Source organism: Mesorhizobium sp. WSM4983, assembly GCF_029625765.1.
Classification (GTDB): domain Bacteria; phylum Pseudomonadota; class Alphaproteobacteria; order Rhizobiales; family Rhizobiaceae; genus Mesorhizobium.
The window spans coordinates 89,561-105,264 of sequence record NZ_JARTVM010000008.1 but is presented as its reverse complement, the minus strand read 5'-3'; the positions used below and the strand labels follow the sequence as shown (position 1 = coordinate 105,264).

Sequence of the window (15,704 nt, the reverse complement as noted above, 5' to 3'; positions counted from 1 at the left end):
AGCCGCTAAACTCTAGACGCGCCGCTCCACCATCATCTTCTTGATCTCCGCGATCGCCTTCGCCGGATTGAGCCCCTTCGGGCAAGTTTGCGCGCAGTTCATGATGGTGTGACAGCGATAGAGCCGGAACGGATCCTCGAGATTGTCGAGCCGCTCGCCGGTCGCCTCATCGCGGGAATCGATCAGCCAGCGATAGGCCTGCAGCAGCGTTGCCGGGCCGAGATAGCGCTCGCCGTTCCACCAGTAGCTTGGGCACGAGGTCGAGCAGCAGGCGCACAGGATGCACTCATAGAGCCCATCGAGCTTCTCGCGGTCTTCATGGCTTTGCAGCCATTCCTTGGCGGGCGTCGGCGAGACCGTCTTCAGCCATGGCTCGATCGAGGCATGCTGGGCATAGAAGTTGGTGAGGTCGGGCACGAGGTCCTTGATCACCGGCATATGCGGCAGCGGATAGATCTTCACCGCGCCGGAAATGTCGTCGGCGCCCTTGGTGCAGGCGAGCGTGTTCGAGCCGTCGATGTTCATGGCGCAGGACCCGCAAATGCCTTCGCGGCAGGAACGGCGCAGCGTCAGCGTCGGGTCGATCTTGTTCTTGATCCACAGCAGCGCGTCGAGCACCATCGGGCCGCAATCGTCCATGTCGACGAAATAAGTGTCCATGCGCGGATTCTCGTCGTCGTCCGGCGACCAGCGGTAGATGCGGTATTCGCGCAGATTGGTGGCGCCCTCCGGCTTCGGCCAGGTCTTGCCCTGCTGGACTTTCGAATTCTTGGGAAGCGTGAGTTCGACCATTACCTGCGGTCCTTTCGGATGACGAGCTTCAGCCCGGACCAGATTTCGTTGAGGGCCGCGACCTTGACGTCGACAAGGTCGCGCTTGAGCGCCTCGGCGCGGATGACGTCCTCGGTGACGTCGGTCGGCACGTTCGAAGCCTTCTTCGGCCAGGAGACCCAGACCATGCCGTCGCGCTTGATCGCCATCTCGATGCCGGCCAGGCCGTCCTCGATCTCGGCGCGCTGCCGGGTGAACGCGTGCACCGCATCGTATTTTCGGTTGCCCGAGATCGCCGACCAGTTGGGCAGCCGATCGACCCCGGCAAACCCGACGGCTCCAGCCAACTCGTCGAGCTCGGGCGGCAGCGCGATGAAGGCGGCGACCATGCCGTCCTTCAGGCCGAGCTTGGCCGCAAGGGGCGTGCCGGAATATCCCGCGGCCGCCAATGCCATGTCAGTAGACCCTGGCCTTTGGCGCGATCTTGGCCAGGCTGATGCCGCCATCCTTTTCCGCCAGCAGCGGGTCGGTGTGCACCGGGCGGTAGGAAAGCGTCACCTTGCCGTCCTCGCCGACCTGGGCCAGCGTGTGCTTGCGCCAGTTGGCGTCGTCGCGCGCCGAGAAATCCTCTCGCGCATGCGCGCCGCGGCTCTCCTTGCGCGCCTCGGCGCCGTAGACCGTGGCGATGGCATTGATCATCAGGTTTTCGAGCTCCAGCGTCTCGACCAGGTCCGAGTTCCAGATCATCGAGCGGTCGAAGACCTTGACGTCCTTGAGCTCGCTCCAGATTTGAGAAACGCGCTTGCAGCCATTTTCCAGCGATTCCTGCGTGCGGAACACCGCCGCGTCTTCCTGCATCGCCCGCTGCATCTTTTCGCGCAGCGCCGCGGTCGGGGTCGAGCCGCTGGCGTGGCGCAGCTTGTCGAAGCGATCCATGATCTTGTCGACCGATTCCTGATTGGGCGACGCAATCGCCGACTTGCGATCGATCACCTGGCCGGCGCGGATTGCGGCCGCGCGGCCGAACACGACCAGATCGATCAGCGAGTTGGAGCCGAGCCGGTTGGCGCCATGCACGGAGGCGCAGCCGGCCTCGCCCACCGCCATCAGGCCGGGCGACACGCGGTCGGGGTTGTCGAAGCTCGGGTTGAGCGCCTCGCCCCAATAATTGGTCGGCACGCCGCCCATATTGTAGTGGACCGTCGGCAGCACCGGGATCGGCTCCTTGGTCAGGTCGACGCCGGCGAAGATCTTGGCCGATTCCGAGATGCCCGGCAGCCGCTCGTGCAGCACCGCCGGATCGAGATGGTCGAGATGCAGGAAGATGTGGTCCTTGTTCTTGCCGACGCCGCGGCCCTCGCGGATCTCCAGCGTCATGCAGCGCGAGACCACGTCGCGCGAGGCGAGGTCCTTGGCCGACGGCGCGTAGCGCTCCATGAAGCGCTCACCCTCGGAATTGACGAGATAGCCGCCCTCGCCGCGCGCGCCTTCGGTGATCAGGCAGCCGGCGCCGTAGATGCCGGTCGGGTGGAACTGCACGAACTCCATATCCTGCAGCGGCAGCCCGGCCCGCGCGGCCATGCCGCCGCCGTCGCCGGTGCAGGTATGCGCCGAGGTGGCGGAGAAATAGGCGCGGCCATAGCCGCCGGTCGCCAGCACCACCATCTTTGCCGAGAAGCGGTGGATGGTGCCGTCGTCGAGATTCCACGCCACCACGCCGGTGCATGTGCCGTCCGGCTCCATGATCAGGTCGAGCGCGAAATACTCGATGAAGAACTGCGCGTTGTTCTTCAGCGACTGGCCGTAGAGCGTATGCAGGATGGCGTGCCCGGTGCGGTCGGCGGCGGCGCAGGTGCGCTGAACCGGCGGGCCGTCGCCATAATTCATCATGTGGCCGCCGAACGGCCGCTGATAGATCTTGCCCTCTTCGGTGCGCGAGAATGGCACGCCGTAATGCTCGAGCTCATAGACGGCGGCCGGCGCCTCGCGCACCATGTATTCCATGGCGTCGACGTCGCCCAGCCAGTCTGAGCCCTTGACCGTGTCGTACATGTGCCACTGCCAGGAATCTGGGCCCATGTTGGAGAGCGAGGCGGCGATGCCGCCTTGCGCCGCGACCGTGTGCGAGCGCGTCGGGAACACCTTGGTGATGCAGGCGGTGCGCAGCCCCTGCTCGGCCATGCCGAGCGTGGCGCGCAACCCGGCACCGCCGGCGCCGACGATCACCACATCGAATTTGTGATCGACAAAGGTGTAGGCCGAAGCCGTGCTGGCTGTGTTTGCGTTGGCCAAGACGTCAGCCTCCGAATGCGAGTTTGAGCAGAGCGAAGAGTGAGGCGACGCCGACTGCTATTGAGAAGAATGTGTTGAGGGCGATCAGCGCCAGCTTCATGCCCTCGCCATGCACATAGTCCTCGATGATGACCTGCATGCCGATCCGCATGTGGTAGAGCGCGGAAATCAGCACCAACGACAGCACCAGCGCCACGAAGGGGTTCGCGAGCGACGCCCGCACTTCAGCATAGCCGTGGCCGTTGAGGGCGATCAGGAAGCCGACGAAGAACAGGATGAGCGGGATATTGGCCACCGCCGTCAGCCGCTGGCGCCAGAAATGGCCGGTACCCTCACGCGCCGAACCAAGGCCGCGAACCTTCCCGAGCGGCGTGCGCATGTCCGAATTCTTTGCGGTCATCAGAATGCCCCCCGCGCCATGTAGCCCGCGATCCAGACCAGCAGCGTCAGCACGATCGAGCCGGCGAGCGTTGCCCATGCGATCCTCGAGGCGGTGTGTTTTTCGAGCCCGGCGCCGGTGTCCCAGACGAGATGGCGCAACCCGCCCAGCATGTGGTGCATCAGCGCCCAGGTGTAGCCGAACAGGACCAGCCGGCCGAGCCAGGAGCCGAAGGCCCAGTTGACCCAGTCGAACGCAGCCTGCGAACTCGACGCAGCGATCAACCAGGCCGCCACCAGGAGCGTGCCGAAATAGAGCGCGCCGCCGGTGATGCGATGGACGATCGACATCGTCATCGTGATCGGGGGCCTGTAAATCGTCAGGTGCGGCGAAAGCGGCCGTTCACGTCTGGCAATTGCGCGGGTGGCTGGTGATTTGCTCATGGCTCCCCCAGATCGGCGTTCCTGAGCCGCGAAGGATGCGGCTTTTGCCGCCACGACATAGGGCCTCGGATAGCGGGTTTCTAATGCGCTTTTTGCACCGCGTCAAAGCCGGAAAATCGTTTTGGAAACGTCATTTAGTCTGACAAAACGGGGAAATTCAGCTTCAATCGATTAGCGGCCGATCTGCAGCCGGCGCAACGTCGCTGCGGTGCAATAAATCCGTTATCTTTTGCAGCTCTGCGGCGTGGACCCCTTCTTCATCACCAGCGCCTCGCGACCGTCGATCACGATTGCGTCATGCGTCGCCGCTTCCTGATAGCGGCTGGTCTGGTTGGCGGGCGACGCTGGAAACACTTCGGCCGAGCCATCCGGCCCGAGCACGCGCAGCGACGAGCCGAGATTTTGGATGGTGATCATGCCGCCGTCGCCGCACCTGTAGGTGGCCGTTCCGACGCCGGCTCGCGGCATGGTCAAGTCGGTGGTGATTTTGGTTGCGGGTGGCGAAGCTGTTGTCGATGTCTTGGGCGTTGCGGCAGCTCCAGCCCCGGGAGCGACGGGTTGGCTGCTTGGAACGGGCGAGACTGTTGGCGATAAAGTATTCGCCGCCTTCGGCACGCCGTCCTGCGGCACGCAGGCCGCAGCCGCAAGAAGCAGCGGAACAACGAGCGACACCCAAATCGCGCGGCCAAACATCATGTGCTGCCCCTTTCGTGCGCGGCACGCTAGCCACGCAATGCGCCAAGATCAAGCTCGCCTGGGTCGGCTGGGCCGGGACGGGGCGATGGACGGAGTGGAAGCCAAGGCGCCGAAATTAACCATGTTCATTAAGTTCCCCTCCTGAAGCCTGTCTGCCCCTTAACAAAGGTTAAGAAAGGGTTAATTTCCGATTCGCACGACGTTTGCAGGGCGATCCCGAGGGTCGCACCGTCCAAGGGAGAGCGATATGCGTTCGAATTCAGTGCGGGCAGGCCTGGCGGTCGCGACGCTGGCTGCACTTGCCACCGCCATTGCTGTGCCGGCCGAAGCCGGCCTGCGCCATCACGACCGCGTCTATGCCGATTCCTTCGGCAATCTCGTCATCGACAGCGCCGCCGGCTACAAGCGCATCATCGTCGGTGAGGGCAGGCACGCCAAGCAGCTCTCGAACTTCACCGGCGCCGGCCAGCCCGACGTCCTCTACGATTCCGACGCAGCCGGTGCCCCGGGCTGCTACCAGCCGCCGGTCTTCATCAAGGGCCGTTCCTATATGTACGGCCTCTCCGACGGCGAGATGCCCAACCTCAGCCCCTGCCGCTGACCGCCGCCGGGAACTGCCGGCGCGCGGTCCCGAGCGAGACGCGAACGCAGTCGCGGCCGGCATTCTTGGCTGCGTAAAGCGCTTCGTCGGCGCGCCGCAGCAGATCTGAAAAATCCTCGTCCACGGCAAGCTCGGCGACGCCGAAGCTCGCGCTGCAGCGATGATCGGCGGGCAGGCCTTCGATCGGCAGCCCGCCAAAGGCGCTGCGCGCGCCTTCCGCGAACAATCGCGCGGCAGCGAGATGGGTACCGGGCAGGATGATGGCGAATTCCTCGCCGCCGATGCGGCCGGCGACGTGATGCTCGGCCGCCGCCTCGCGCAGCAAGCCTGCGAAGGTCTCGATGACACGATCGCCGCAGGCATGGCCGTAGCTGTCGTTGATCCTCTTGAAGTGATCGAGGTCGGCGATGACCAGCGCCACCGGAACGCCCCGGCGCATCGCATCCCGCAACGCCAGCTCGGCATGGCGTTCGAAACCGCCGCGGTTGAGGAGCCGCGACAGCGTGTCCGTCTCCGATTTCGACATCGCCTCGGCCAGCACGTCGCGCACCAGGATAGCGAGCGCGAGCAGCGCCAGCGCCAGACCGAACACGGTGCCAAGCGACTGCGACACCAGCGCATAACCCGTCTGCACATAGGATTGCGGATTGGCGCCCCAGCCGCCCAACGCGCCGGCGATGAAAGGCTTTGAAGCGAACTGCAGAGCGCTTGCCGCGAGCACGAGCATCAGGAGGTGATCGAGCCGCTCGAGCCGCTGCCTGGAGGACAGCACGATGCCAAGCGCGGTGCACTGCATGGCCGCATAAGGAAGCTGATAGGCCAACATGCGGGTGAGCGAGTATCGCGGCAGGTCCTGCACCAGATAGACGGCGGCCGAGGCCACGGCCAGCAAGACCAGCATCGGCGCCCAGGGCGGCGTCACGCCATATTTGTGGGCAAGCCCGCCGTTGAAAGCGATGGTTGCGCCGAGGAAGACAGCGAAGGCCATGACAACCGGCAGCCGGGCATCGGCAAAAGCGGGGATACTGAACTCGATGGCAAAATAGGCCATGCCGAGCAAATAGCCGAAAGCCAGCCAGCGCGCCGACACACGCCCGACGTCGTGGACGGCGATCGCCGCGAAGGCCGCGGCCAACAGCCCGGCGACGAGCAGATTGATCACCAGGATGAAATCAGCGCTGCCCATGTTCCCTTCGAAGCCCCCCGGGCAGAAAACCATCGACGGGCGAAAAACACGTTAACGTCCGTCGCCTTCGGGCAGTGATGTTGGCTGTTGTCAGGTGCTCTGGAGCCTGCGATTTTCAGCCGACGCTCACCGCTTCGGGCACGAAGGCGGTTTCGGGGCGCTCGTAGGAAAGGCGGACGCTGTCGCGGCCATTCCTCTTGGCCTTGTAGAGCGCCTCGTCGGCGCGCCGCATCAGCGGCGCCAGCCCTTCCGCGCCGCTGCGGGCCGCAACGCCGAAGCTCGCTGTCACCCTGGTGCCGGGCGGCAGGCCGTCGACGGCCCCGGCCGAATAGAAAGTGCGGATCGCTTCGGCGAAAAGGCGCGCCGCGGCGAGATCGCTGAGCGGCAGGAGCACGGCGAACTCTTCGCCGCCGATGCGGCCCGCAGCCCCGCGCGCGCCCGTGGCAAAGCGCAGCTTGGCAGCGAAGTCGGCAATCACTCGGTCGCCCGCCTCATGTCCGTGCTGGTCATTGAGCGCCTTGAAGTGATCGAGGTCGGCAAGCACCAGCGCGACGGGAAACCCGGCCTTGGCGCATTGATCGAGCAGCAGTGCTGCCCGGTCCTCGAAGCCGCGGCGGTTGAGAAGACCGGACAACGGGTCGGTGTGCGTCTCGGCCTTCAGTGCCTTCAGCACGTCGAGGGCGGCCGCCGTGAACAGGCAGAGCGCGATCAGAAGCGACAAAAGCGCGTGCGAGAGCAGCGCCGTCGTCCAGTAGGACGAGCCGTAGAAGCCGTCATAGCTTGGGAACGGTCCATGCGCGATGACGACGATCAGGGTACGGGCGGTGAAATTCAGCGCGGAAAGCAGGGCCAGCGCGACCAGGATTTTCTCAGGGCCATTGTTGCGCACTGTCCTGAGCTCGGCGGCGACGAGCAGGCTCAGGCCGCCGAAGCCGAAATTCATGCTGAGCACGCGCCAGGTAAGATCCGGCTCGACGAACATGAACCATGCGAAGGCGGCGAGCCCGCCGCCGGCCATGAGCCCGATGCCGAAACAAGGCACGCGCCGGCCGTAGCGGGCGATGATCGCGCCGGAAAGGCAGCAGGCGGCTATCGTGAAACATATGTTGGAGATCAGCTTGGTCGCCACGATGCCGAGCGGCAGCGTGAAATATTGCAGCAGGAAACCCGACGCCGACAGGCAGTAGCTCGCCGCCAGCACCGCCAGATACGGACGATGGCGCTGGTAGAACCACAGCACGAGGAACGCAGCGCCGAGCGCCAGCGCTATCGTCGGATTGAGCAGCGCTATGAGCAGACCGGTGTCCAACGGACCGTGACTTCCCCAAGTTACCCAAGGGGAGATGCTAGTCGGGAAGCACAAACAAGCGGTTAAGCGACGGCTTGGAACAGCTCCGGGAGACCGGCGTTCTCAACACAAAACAGGAGAACGCCGATGGCCGGTACAATCACCCTGACCGAGCACGATGCGATCCGTTCCTGGGCGGCGGCGCGCGCCGGATTTCCGGCCATTGTCGACATTTCGCCCGAGGCCGGCACGCAACCCATGCTGCGCCTGGTTTTTGGCCAGAACGCCTATGAGGACGACGACCGCCCGGAGCGGCCTCCCAACGCCGGCGGCTACGAGCTGGTCGAATGGGACGAGTGGTTCAAGATTTTCGACGAGCAGCAACTGGCGCTGATCGTCGCTGCCGACGAGCCTGGCCGACGTGAGGAGTTCCACGAGATTATCCGGCTCGGCGACCGCTGAGCGACAAAAGGCCCGGAACGCGGTGCGCTCCGGGCCTTTGATCGCGTCCGCGGCAGGCCGTTACTTCCAGTCGCGGATATCGACGAAATGGCCGGCGATTGCCGCCGCCGCCGCCATGGCCGGCGAGACAAGATGGGTGCGGCCCTTAAAACCCTGCCGGCCCTCGAAATTGCGGTTCGAAGTCGAGGCGCAGCGCTCATGCGGCTTCAGCCGGTCGTCGTTCATCGCCAGGCACATCGAGCAGCCGGGCTCGCGCCAGTCGAAGCCCGCGGCGACGAAGATCTTGTCGAGCCCTTCGGCTTCGGCCTGCTCCTTCACCAGGCCGGAGCCCGGCACGATCATGGCGTTCACGCGCGGATTGACCTTCTTGCCCTCGACAACCTTGGCGGCGGCGCGCAGGTCCTCGATGCGGCCATTGGTGCAGGACCCGATGAAGACGCGGTCGAGCGTGATGTCGGTGATCTTGGTTCCGGGCGTCAGCCCCATATAGTCGAGCGCGCGCAGCTTCGAGGAACGCTTGTTCTCGTCGGCGATGTCGGCCGGATTCGGCACGAAACCCTGCACCGAGACGACATCCTCGGGCGAGGAGCCCCAGGAGACGATCGGCGGCAGTTTTTGCGCATCGAGCACGACCACCTTGTCGAAATGCGCACCTTCGTCGGAATGCAGCGTCTTCCAGTAGGCAAGCGCGGCGTCCCAGGCGGCGCCCTTCGGCGCGCGCGGCTTGTCCTTCACATAGGCGAAGGTGGTCTCGTCCGGCGCGATCAAGCCGGCGCGCGCACCGCCTTCGATCGACATGTTGCAGATCGTCATGCGACCTTCCATCGACAGCGAGCGGATCGCCTCGCCCGCATATTCGATGACGTAGCCGGTGCCGCCGGCAGTGCCGATCTCGCCGATGATGGCGAGGATGATGTCCTTGGCGGTGACGCCTTCCGGAAGCTGGCCGTCAACGCGCACCAGCATGTTCTTGGCCTTGCGCTGAATCAAAGTTTGCGTCGCCAGCACATGCTCGACTTCCGAAGTGCCGATGCCGTGCGCCAGCGCGCCGAACGCACCGTGCGTGGAGGTGTGGCTGTCGCCGCAGACAATGGTCATGCCGGGCAGCGTGAAGCCTTGCTCCGGCCCGATGATGTGGACGATGCCCTGGCGGACGTCGTTCTCCGAATAATATTCGATGCCGAAATCCTTGGCATTCTTGGCCAGCGCCTCGACCTGGATGCGGCTTTCCTCGTTCTTGATGCCGAACTTGCGCTCGGGCGAGGTCGGCACGTTGTGGTCGACCACGGCGAGCGTCTTCTCAGGATGGCGAACGTCTCGGCCGCTCATGCGCAGGCCTTCGAAGGCCTGCGGGCTGGTGACCTCGTGGACGAGGTGGCGGTCGATATAGAGCAGGCAGGTGCCGTCGTCCTGGCGGTCGACGACATGGTCGTCGAATATCTTGTCGTAGAGGGTGCGCGGTGCGCTCATGTGCGTAAATCCGTCGATATGAGAATGGCAAAAGCTGGCGCCGGGGCTTCTGACCGGCGAAGCGACCGGATCGGTCGCCTCAGCTAAGTCGGCTGGTGAGCGCGCCGCAGACGCGCGCGGCAAATCGCGACGGCAGGCGCTTCCTGTCCTGCAGCACGAAACCCTTATAGGCCGGATCGCTGAAAAGCTCTTCCATGGCGCTGCTCATATCAACGTTTTGGCTTTTCGGCAATTGCGGTAGCTTTGCCTTCTCCCCTTGTGGGAGAAGGGGAAGCCGCGCTCACAGCACCTCGAATACGAAAGTCTTCACCAGCGCGTCCGGGTCGCCGATCGCATAGCAGCGAAACCACGGACTTTCCTCGGCCAGCCGCCATTTCCTTGCCTGCCTGAGATCGTCGAACACCGCCTGGAAGCCACCGCTCTCAAAAACCTGGTCGCGCACTGTGAAGATGGCGTGGCCGCCGCTCTTCGTGATGCGCACGAGTTCGTGCAGGCCCTCGGCCGGCGCGTGGCCGATGGTGAAGACGCCGGTCGAGAAGAAGGCGCGGAAATGACTGTCGGGCCAGGGCAGCGGACCGCCGAGCATCGCCTTCTTCAGCTCGCCATAGGCATTGCGGCTGCCTGCGATCTTCAGCATGTCGTCTGAAAGGTCGAGACCGCAGATGTCGCCATAGCCCAGCGCTTTCAATGACGGCCCGGACAGGCCGGTGCCGCAGCCGGCGTCGAGCAGCGGGCCTTCGCCCGCCGGCACATGCCGCGCCACCCAGGCGGTGATAAGGAAGGGCAGCAGATAGCCGAGCGAGGCGGTCTCGCCGTCATAGGTCGCCGCCCATTCGGCATAGGCCTTGGCGAGCGCCTCCGGCGTCTCGGCCGAATAGACGGAGTCCAGCGCCGCATTGGGCTTGTCGAAATTCATGGGTCAGCTCCTGGACGTTACTAACCCAGGAAGCGTAGCGCGCTCTTGGCCCGGGGGCTATTGCTCATGCTGCCGTCGCAGCCGTTTCTCGAGCGCCCGCAGCGCCAGCGACAGGCCGACCGTCAAGATCAGATAGATATAGGCGACGATCGAATAGGTCTCGAAGAAGCGGAACGAGCCGGCGGCATAGACCTTGCCGATCTGCGTGATGTCGGCAACGCCCAGCACCGAGACCAGCGAGGAGTCCTTGACCATGGCGACGAAATCGTTGCCGAGCGGCGGCAGGATGGTGCGGATCGCCTGCGGAAAGACAATCAGCCGGAAGCGCTGCACGCGCGTCAGCCCGAGCGCCTTTGCCGCCTCGATCTGACCCTTCTCGACCGACAGGATGCCGGCCCGGAACACTTCCGAGATGAAGGCCGAATAGCCGATGGTCAGAGCCATGATGGCGCGCCACAGAAGCGAGATGTCGCGCACCAGGAGCTCGCCGATCCAGCCGGCGCTCTGCAGCGGCGCCGTCAGCGCGTTCCACGCCGCGACGAATGCCGGCGCCCCGGCAAAAGCGATCCAGAACAGCAGCACCAGGATCGGCACGCCGCGGATGATCTCGACATAGAAGCGCGCGATCTGGCGCAGCCATTGCGACCCCGACAAGGCCATCAGCGCGATGCCGAGTCCAAGCGCCGAGGCCAGCGCGAAGCCGACCACGGTGACGAAGACGGTGATGCCGATGCCCTTGGCGACGGTGGCGAAGACCTCGGCGTAAAGGTCGCTGGCGGCGATGGCCAGCGCCGCGGCGAGCGCCAGAACGGCCGCTGCGGCCAGCCACCAGGGGAATTCGGATTTGGCGGTGGACGTCGTGGCGGTCATCAGGACGTGCCGCCGGTGTAACGACCCAGAAAGGATGGCGCCCAGGTACCCCGCTCTGGCCTGCAGGCCATCTCCCCCTCAAGGCGCGAGATCAGATGGTCGATCGGCTTTCGCAAACCATCGATGCAGAATGTGCGGAGGCGCTGAAACTGCCAATCTCCCACCCTGAGGGGGAGATGCCCGGCAGGGCAGAGGGGGGTGCTCATGCGCCAAGTCAGCGCGATTTCCTGCACAGGCACTGCCGTCAACAACGTGGGCTACTGCCCCATCTTGTAGTCGAGGAACCACTTCTTGTTCAGCGCATCGAGCGTGCCATCGGCCTTGAGCGCGGCGATCGCGGCGTTGACCGGCTTCACCAGGTCGGAGCCCTTGGGGAAGATGAAGCCGAAATCCTCACTGCCGAGCGGCCCGCCGATCAGCTTCAGCTTGCCCTCGGAGGCGTCGACATAGCCCTTGCCGGCGGTGCCGTCCGTCAGCACCACGTCGACATCGCCGGACTTCAGCGCCTGCACGCTGGCGCCGAAGGTCTCGAACAATTTTATGCGCGGGTTCTGCTCATTACCGTCGAGCACGCTGTAGACGGCGGTGTAGAAGGGCGTCGTGCCGGCTTGCGCGCCGATCAGCCCGTCCTTGAAGGCGGCAAAGCTCTTGGCGTCGGTGAAGCGGCTCTCGTCGCCGCGCACCAGCATGAACTGTTCCGATCGCATGTAAGGGTCCGAGAAGTCGACCTTCGCCTTGCGCTCGTCCTTGATGGTGATGCCGGTCATGCCGATATTGTACTGGTTGTCGGAAACGGCCTGGATCATCGCGTCCCAGGAGGTGTTCTGGTACTCAACCTTGAAGTTCAGCCGCTTGGCGATCTCATCCATCGCGTCATATTCCCAGCCGATCTGCTTGCCGGTCTTCTTGTCGATGAACTGCAGCGGCGGGTAAGCGTTTTCGGTCACCACCACGACCTTTCTGCCGCCGAGATCGGGCAGCGTGTCGGCGAGCGCCGCAGCGGGCGCGAGAAGGCAGGCCAATAGGCCGGCCAGCAGCAGTTTCGACTTGATCATGACGAACTCCCGAACGTGACTGGCGGCGCTACGCTCGCCCCAAGAGAAAAACCGGCGCCGACTTTAGCTTTCCGCAAGCGCCTTGCAAGCCGATCCGCTGCACCGATGAGCGCCAAAGCGGATTCCCATGCTCTGATCGGCACGCTTCCCGAACCCAGCCTGCGACGGACCATCCGCGCAATCCGCAACCGCTTCGCGCAACCCGGCGACCAGCCGGGTCAGCGTGCCATGCAGGGCTTTCAGCTCGGCGCGATCCAGCGGCATGCTTCAGGCAAGCGCCGCCTGCACATCCAATCGAAAAAGGCGGCCGAAGCCGCCTTTCCAAGACAATCTACGGAAGCGCCTTATTCGGCCGACGCGGACTCCGCAGCCTTCTTCTCGGCGGCGTCCTGCGCGGCTTTCTCAGCAGCCAGCGCCTCGGCGGCGGCGACCTTCTCGGCCTCGATGCGGGCGCGTTCGGCGTTCAGCGCATCACGCTCTTCATCGTTCAGCTTGCGGGCGCGCACGCCGGTGTTTTCCGAAATGCGTGCCGACTTGCCGCGACGGTCGCGCAGGTAATAGAGCTTGGCGCGGCGCACCTTGCCACGGCGCACGATCTCGACGCCTTCGACCATCGGCGAGTAGACCGGGAACACGCGCTCGACGCCTTCGCCGTAGGAAATCTTGCGGACGGTGAAATTCTCCTGGAAGCCGGAGCCGGAACGGGCGATGACGACGCCCTCATAGGCCTGGACGCGGGTGCGGCTGCCTTCGGTGACGCGCACCTGGACGCGCACGGTGTCGCCAGGCTGGAATTCGGGCAGCTTGCGCTTGGCTTCGATCTTGGCGGCCTGCTCGGCCTCGAGCTGACGGATGAGATCCATCTCAAATATCCACTTCTTGTTCTTCCGACAGCCAGAGCGTCCTCGACTTGCCTTGCAGTTCCAATGACCGCTCGGCTATGTCCTTTGCCCAGACATTCAAATCGGGGGCATCGGACAGGGACGGCTACACCGCCATTTGTTGACGGGTCCGGAAGATCGTTCTTCCGGTTCGGGCGGCGACATACAGCTATTTCGGCGCTTTGTCACGCCTTTGACGCCTAATTTTTGAAAACTATGGCCCCATCATATTGCCTCCGTGCCGGGTTGCGCGCGCCATGCAAGCTTTCTAAGTCGGAGAAAGCTATTTCCCAGGCCTCCCTCGATGACATTCTTCGATGCCGTCCTGCTCTTCTTAGCAGGCTTTGTCTCGGGCGCGGTGAACGCCGTCGCCGGCGGCGGCACTTTCGTCACCTTCGGTGCCATGACGCTGGTCGGCCTGCCGCCGATCGTCGCTAACGCAACGTCCTCGGTGACACAGTTTCCGGGCTACATCACCTCGACGCTCGCCTATCTCAACGACATCAGGCATTTCTGGCGCCAAGCGCTTGTGCTCTGCGTGATATCCGGCTTTGGCGCGCTGGCCGGTTCGCTCATTCTGCTGGCGCTCTCCAACACGTCCTTCCGCGCGCTTGTGCCCTGGCTGCTAATCGCCGCGACCGCCCTGTTCGCGGCCGGTCCGTGGCTGAAGCCGGCGGCCGGAGCGGAGCACCAGGCCTCGCTCGGCTCGCTCGCCGGATCGCTGGCGCAATTGCTGACCTCGGTCTATGGCGGTTTCTTCGGCGCCGGAATGGGCGTGATGATGCTTGCCACCCTCGGCCTGACGCAGGCCGGCGACTACCACAAGCTCAATGCGTTGAAGAACATGCTGGCGGTGGTCATCGCGGCAATCGCCATCCTGGTTTTCGTTTCGGGCGGCGTCGTCGCCTGGCCGCAGGCGATCGTCATGATCCCCGGCGGGGCGCTGGGCGGCTATGCCGGGGTGTGGATCGCCAGGCGCGTGCCGCAAGGTGTCGTGCGCGGCTTCGTCGTCGCCGTCGGCCTGTTTCTGGCCTTTTATTACTTTACCAAGGGCTGAGCACCGGCCAGCAGATCGGGCCGGCGCTCCCGCGTCAGCTTCTCCGCCTCGGCGCGACGCCACGCGGCGATCTTCTTGTGATTGCCGGAGGTCAGCACTTCGGGGATTTGCCTGCCCTCGAACTCCTGCGGCCGCGTGTAATGCGGATGCTCGAGCAGGCCGTTCTCAAAGCTTTCTTCCTCGCCCGAGACGGCGTTGCCCATCACCCCCGGCAGCAGCCGCACCACCGCATCGAGCAGCACCAGTGCCGCCGGCTCGCCGCCCGACAGGATGAAATCGCCGATCGAGACTTCCTCCAGACCGCGCGCCTCGATCAGCCGCTGGTCGACGCCCTCGAACCGGCCGCACAGGATGACGGCACCCGGCCCGGCGGCGAGCTCGCGCACCCGGGCCTGCGTCAGCGGTTTTCCACGCGGGCTCATCAGCAACCTTGGACGTTCATCGCCCTGCGGCGAAACGTGGTCGATCGCCCTGGCCAGCACGTCGGCGCGCATCACCATGCCGGCGCCGCCGCCGGCCGGCGTATCGTCGACGGTGCGATGCCGGTCAGTGGCGAAATCGCGGATCTGGATCGCTTCCAGCGACCAGGTGCCGGCTTCCAGCGCCCGGCCGGCGAGCGAAAGCCCAAGCGCACCCGGAAACATCTCCGGATAGAGCGTCAGCACCGAGGCGGCAAAGCTCACCGGTTGCCCCCGGCGTCCTTCGGTCCGCGCGGCAGGCCCTTCGGGTCGAAACCGGGCCGCCCGGCGGCTTCGCTATCCTCGTCCTCGACCAGCCCCGCCGCCAGGGGATCGACCTGAACGAAGCCGTCGGCGATCGACACATGCGGCACCGCGGCTTGCGTGAACGGGATCAGCACACCCTTGCGGCCCGCGAGCGTGACGTCGAGTATGTCGCCGCCGCCGAAATTATGCACGGCGACGACCCTGCCGATGACGCCGGTATCGTCCCTCACCTCAAGGCCGATGAGGTCGGCATGGTAGAACTCGTCCTCCTCGCCGTCGTCCGGCAGCACCGAACGGTCGACGAACAGCTCCGTGCCGGCAAGCGCCTCGGCCGTGTTGCGGTCGCTGACGCCCTTGAAGCGCACCACCACGACCGTGCCGGCCGGCCGGATGTCGAGGATCTGGAAGGCTCGGCCATCCTTGGCATGCAGCGGCCCGTAGTCGGCCAGCGCCAGCGGATCGCCGGTGAAGGTTTTCACCCGCAACTCGCCCTTGATGCCGTGCGCGGCGCCGATCACGGCCATCTGTACAGGGTTCTCGAGCTTCGACATCGGCATCACTTCCTTTGCCCTGCTCTAACCCTCTGAAGCCGCCATTTCAATGATCGGCTCT

At 64.8% G+C, this 15,704-nt stretch carries 20 protein-coding genes; 4 read left to right on the top strand and 16 right to left on the bottom strand.

Annotated elements, in window-relative coordinates:
- Positions 1-12: 12 nt before the first annotated feature.
- From P9254_RS20960 to P9254_RS28995, 6 genes are all read right to left on the bottom strand, one after another.
- Entirely contained in the window at positions 13-792 is a 780-nt protein-coding gene (locus tag P9254_RS20960; protein ID WP_127214597.1) for a succinate dehydrogenase iron-sulfur subunit, read from the bottom strand.
- A complete protein-coding gene (locus tag P9254_RS20955; protein ID WP_278057070.1) occupies positions 792-1,226 on the bottom strand; it encodes a DUF3052 domain-containing protein in 435 nt (144 codons plus the stop codon). Before P9254_RS20955 ends, P9254_RS20960 begins: the two co-directional genes overlap by 1 nt.
- 1 nt (position 1,227) lies before the next feature.
- Positions 1,228-3,063, bottom strand: coding sequence for a succinate dehydrogenase flavoprotein subunit (sdhA, locus tag P9254_RS20950; RefSeq protein WP_278057068.1), 1,836 nt, complete (start codon positions 3,061-3,063; stop codon positions 1,228-1,230).
- Positions 3,064-3,067: 4 nt separating this feature from the next.
- Complete coding sequence (gene sdhD, locus P9254_RS20945) at positions 3,068-3,463, bottom strand: succinate dehydrogenase, hydrophobic membrane anchor protein (protein ID WP_066991857.1); 396 nt, start codon at positions 3,461-3,463, stop codon at positions 3,068-3,070.
- Positions 3,463-3,885: a succinate dehydrogenase, cytochrome b556 subunit gene (gene sdhC, locus P9254_RS20940; protein WP_127247333.1), complete on the bottom strand. Its 423-nt coding sequence runs from the start codon at positions 3,883-3,885 to the stop codon at positions 3,463-3,465. The genes sdhD and sdhC overlap by 1 nt, the downstream gene beginning before the upstream one ends.
- Before the next feature lie 222 nt (positions 3,886-4,107).
- On the bottom strand, positions 4,108-4,302 hold the full coding sequence (locus P9254_RS28995; RefSeq protein WP_336619659.1) for a hypothetical protein: 195 nt from the start codon (positions 4,300-4,302) through the stop codon (positions 4,108-4,110).
- 49 nt (positions 4,303-4,351) lie between these two features.
- On the opposite strand from P9254_RS28995, the gene P9254_RS28990 reads away from it, so the two are divergent.
- Positions 4,352-4,726 carry a hypothetical protein gene (locus P9254_RS28990; RefSeq protein WP_336619658.1) on the top strand — a complete coding sequence of 125 codons (375 nt, stop codon included), beginning with the start codon at positions 4,352-4,354 and terminating at the stop codon, positions 4,724-4,726.
- Between the two features lie 102 nt (positions 4,727-4,828).
- Positions 4,829-5,182, top strand: a complete 354-nt coding sequence (locus P9254_RS20930) for a hypothetical protein (protein WP_067322927.1) — start codon at positions 4,829-4,831, stop codon at positions 5,180-5,182.
- Here P9254_RS20930 and P9254_RS20925 read toward each other — a convergent pair.
- Together P9254_RS20925 and P9254_RS20920 are read right to left on the bottom strand one after the other, a co-directional pair.
- Positions 5,166-6,368 (bottom strand): GGDEF domain-containing protein, encoded by a 1,203-nt coding sequence (locus P9254_RS20925; protein ID WP_278057062.1) that lies wholly within the window; start codon positions 6,366-6,368, stop codon positions 5,166-5,168. The genes P9254_RS20930 and P9254_RS20925 overlap by 17 nt on opposite strands.
- A 115-nt stretch (positions 6,369-6,483) precedes the next feature.
- The gene (locus tag P9254_RS20920; protein ID WP_278057060.1) at positions 6,484-7,677 is read right to left on the bottom strand and encodes a GGDEF domain-containing protein; all 1,194 of its coding nucleotides are present in this window, start codon (positions 7,675-7,677) and stop codon (positions 6,484-6,486) included.
- 126 nt (positions 7,678-7,803) lie between these two features.
- Between P9254_RS20920 and P9254_RS20915 the strand changes: the two genes are divergently transcribed.
- On the top strand, positions 7,804-8,118 hold the full coding sequence (locus P9254_RS20915) for a hypothetical protein (RefSeq protein WP_066991843.1): 315 nt from the start codon (positions 7,804-7,806) through the stop codon (positions 8,116-8,118).
- A 60-nt stretch (positions 8,119-8,178) separates the two neighbouring features.
- Here P9254_RS20915 and leuC read toward each other — a convergent pair whose 3' ends face one another.
- From leuC to rplS, 6 genes are all read right to left on the bottom strand, one after another.
- Positions 8,179-9,588, bottom strand: a complete 1,410-nt coding sequence (leuC, locus tag P9254_RS20910) for a 3-isopropylmalate dehydratase large subunit (RefSeq protein ID WP_066991840.1) — start codon at positions 9,586-9,588, stop codon at positions 8,179-8,181.
- Positions 9,589-9,868: 280 nt separating this feature from the next.
- Positions 9,869-10,504, bottom strand: a complete 636-nt coding sequence (locus tag P9254_RS20905; protein ID WP_095825183.1) for a class I SAM-dependent DNA methyltransferase — start codon at positions 10,502-10,504, stop codon at positions 9,869-9,871.
- A 57-nt stretch (positions 10,505-10,561) separates the two neighbouring features.
- A complete protein-coding gene (locus P9254_RS20900) occupies positions 10,562-11,374 on the bottom strand; it encodes an amino acid ABC transporter permease (protein ID WP_095799636.1) in 813 nt (270 codons plus the stop codon).
- Between the two features lie 257 nt (positions 11,375-11,631).
- Complete coding sequence (locus tag P9254_RS20895) at positions 11,632-12,429, bottom strand: transporter substrate-binding domain-containing protein (RefSeq protein ID WP_095782807.1); 798 nt, start codon at positions 12,427-12,429, stop codon at positions 11,632-11,634.
- A 63-nt stretch (positions 12,430-12,492) separates the two neighbouring features.
- Entirely contained in the window at positions 12,493-12,693 is a 201-nt protein-coding gene (locus tag P9254_RS20890) for a hypothetical protein (protein ID WP_189413726.1), read from the bottom strand.
- A gap of 80 nt (positions 12,694-12,773) precedes the next feature.
- A complete protein-coding gene (gene rplS, locus P9254_RS20885; RefSeq protein WP_040974610.1) occupies positions 12,774-13,292 on the bottom strand; it encodes a 50S ribosomal protein L19 in 519 nt (172 codons plus the stop codon).
- Positions 13,293-13,614: 322 nt separating this feature from the next.
- Here rplS and P9254_RS20880 point away from each other — a divergent pair, with 322 nt between their 5' ends.
- Positions 13,615-14,367, top strand: a complete 753-nt coding sequence (locus P9254_RS20880) for a sulfite exporter TauE/SafE family protein (protein ID WP_278057053.1) — start codon at positions 13,615-13,617, stop codon at positions 14,365-14,367.
- Here P9254_RS20880 and trmD read toward each other — a convergent pair.
- Together trmD and rimM are read right to left on the bottom strand one after the other, a co-directional pair.
- Positions 14,349-15,050 (bottom strand): tRNA (guanosine(37)-N1)-methyltransferase TrmD, encoded by a 702-nt coding sequence (gene trmD, locus P9254_RS20875; RefSeq protein ID WP_127403547.1) that lies wholly within the window; start codon positions 15,048-15,050, stop codon positions 14,349-14,351. The genes P9254_RS20880 and trmD overlap by 19 nt on opposite strands.
- Positions 15,047-15,643: a ribosome maturation factor RimM gene (gene rimM / locus P9254_RS20870; RefSeq protein ID WP_278103898.1), complete on the bottom strand. Its 597-nt coding sequence runs from the start codon at positions 15,641-15,643 to the stop codon at positions 15,047-15,049. Before rimM ends, trmD begins: the two co-directional genes overlap by 4 nt.
- Positions 15,644-15,704: the final 61 nt, after the last annotated feature.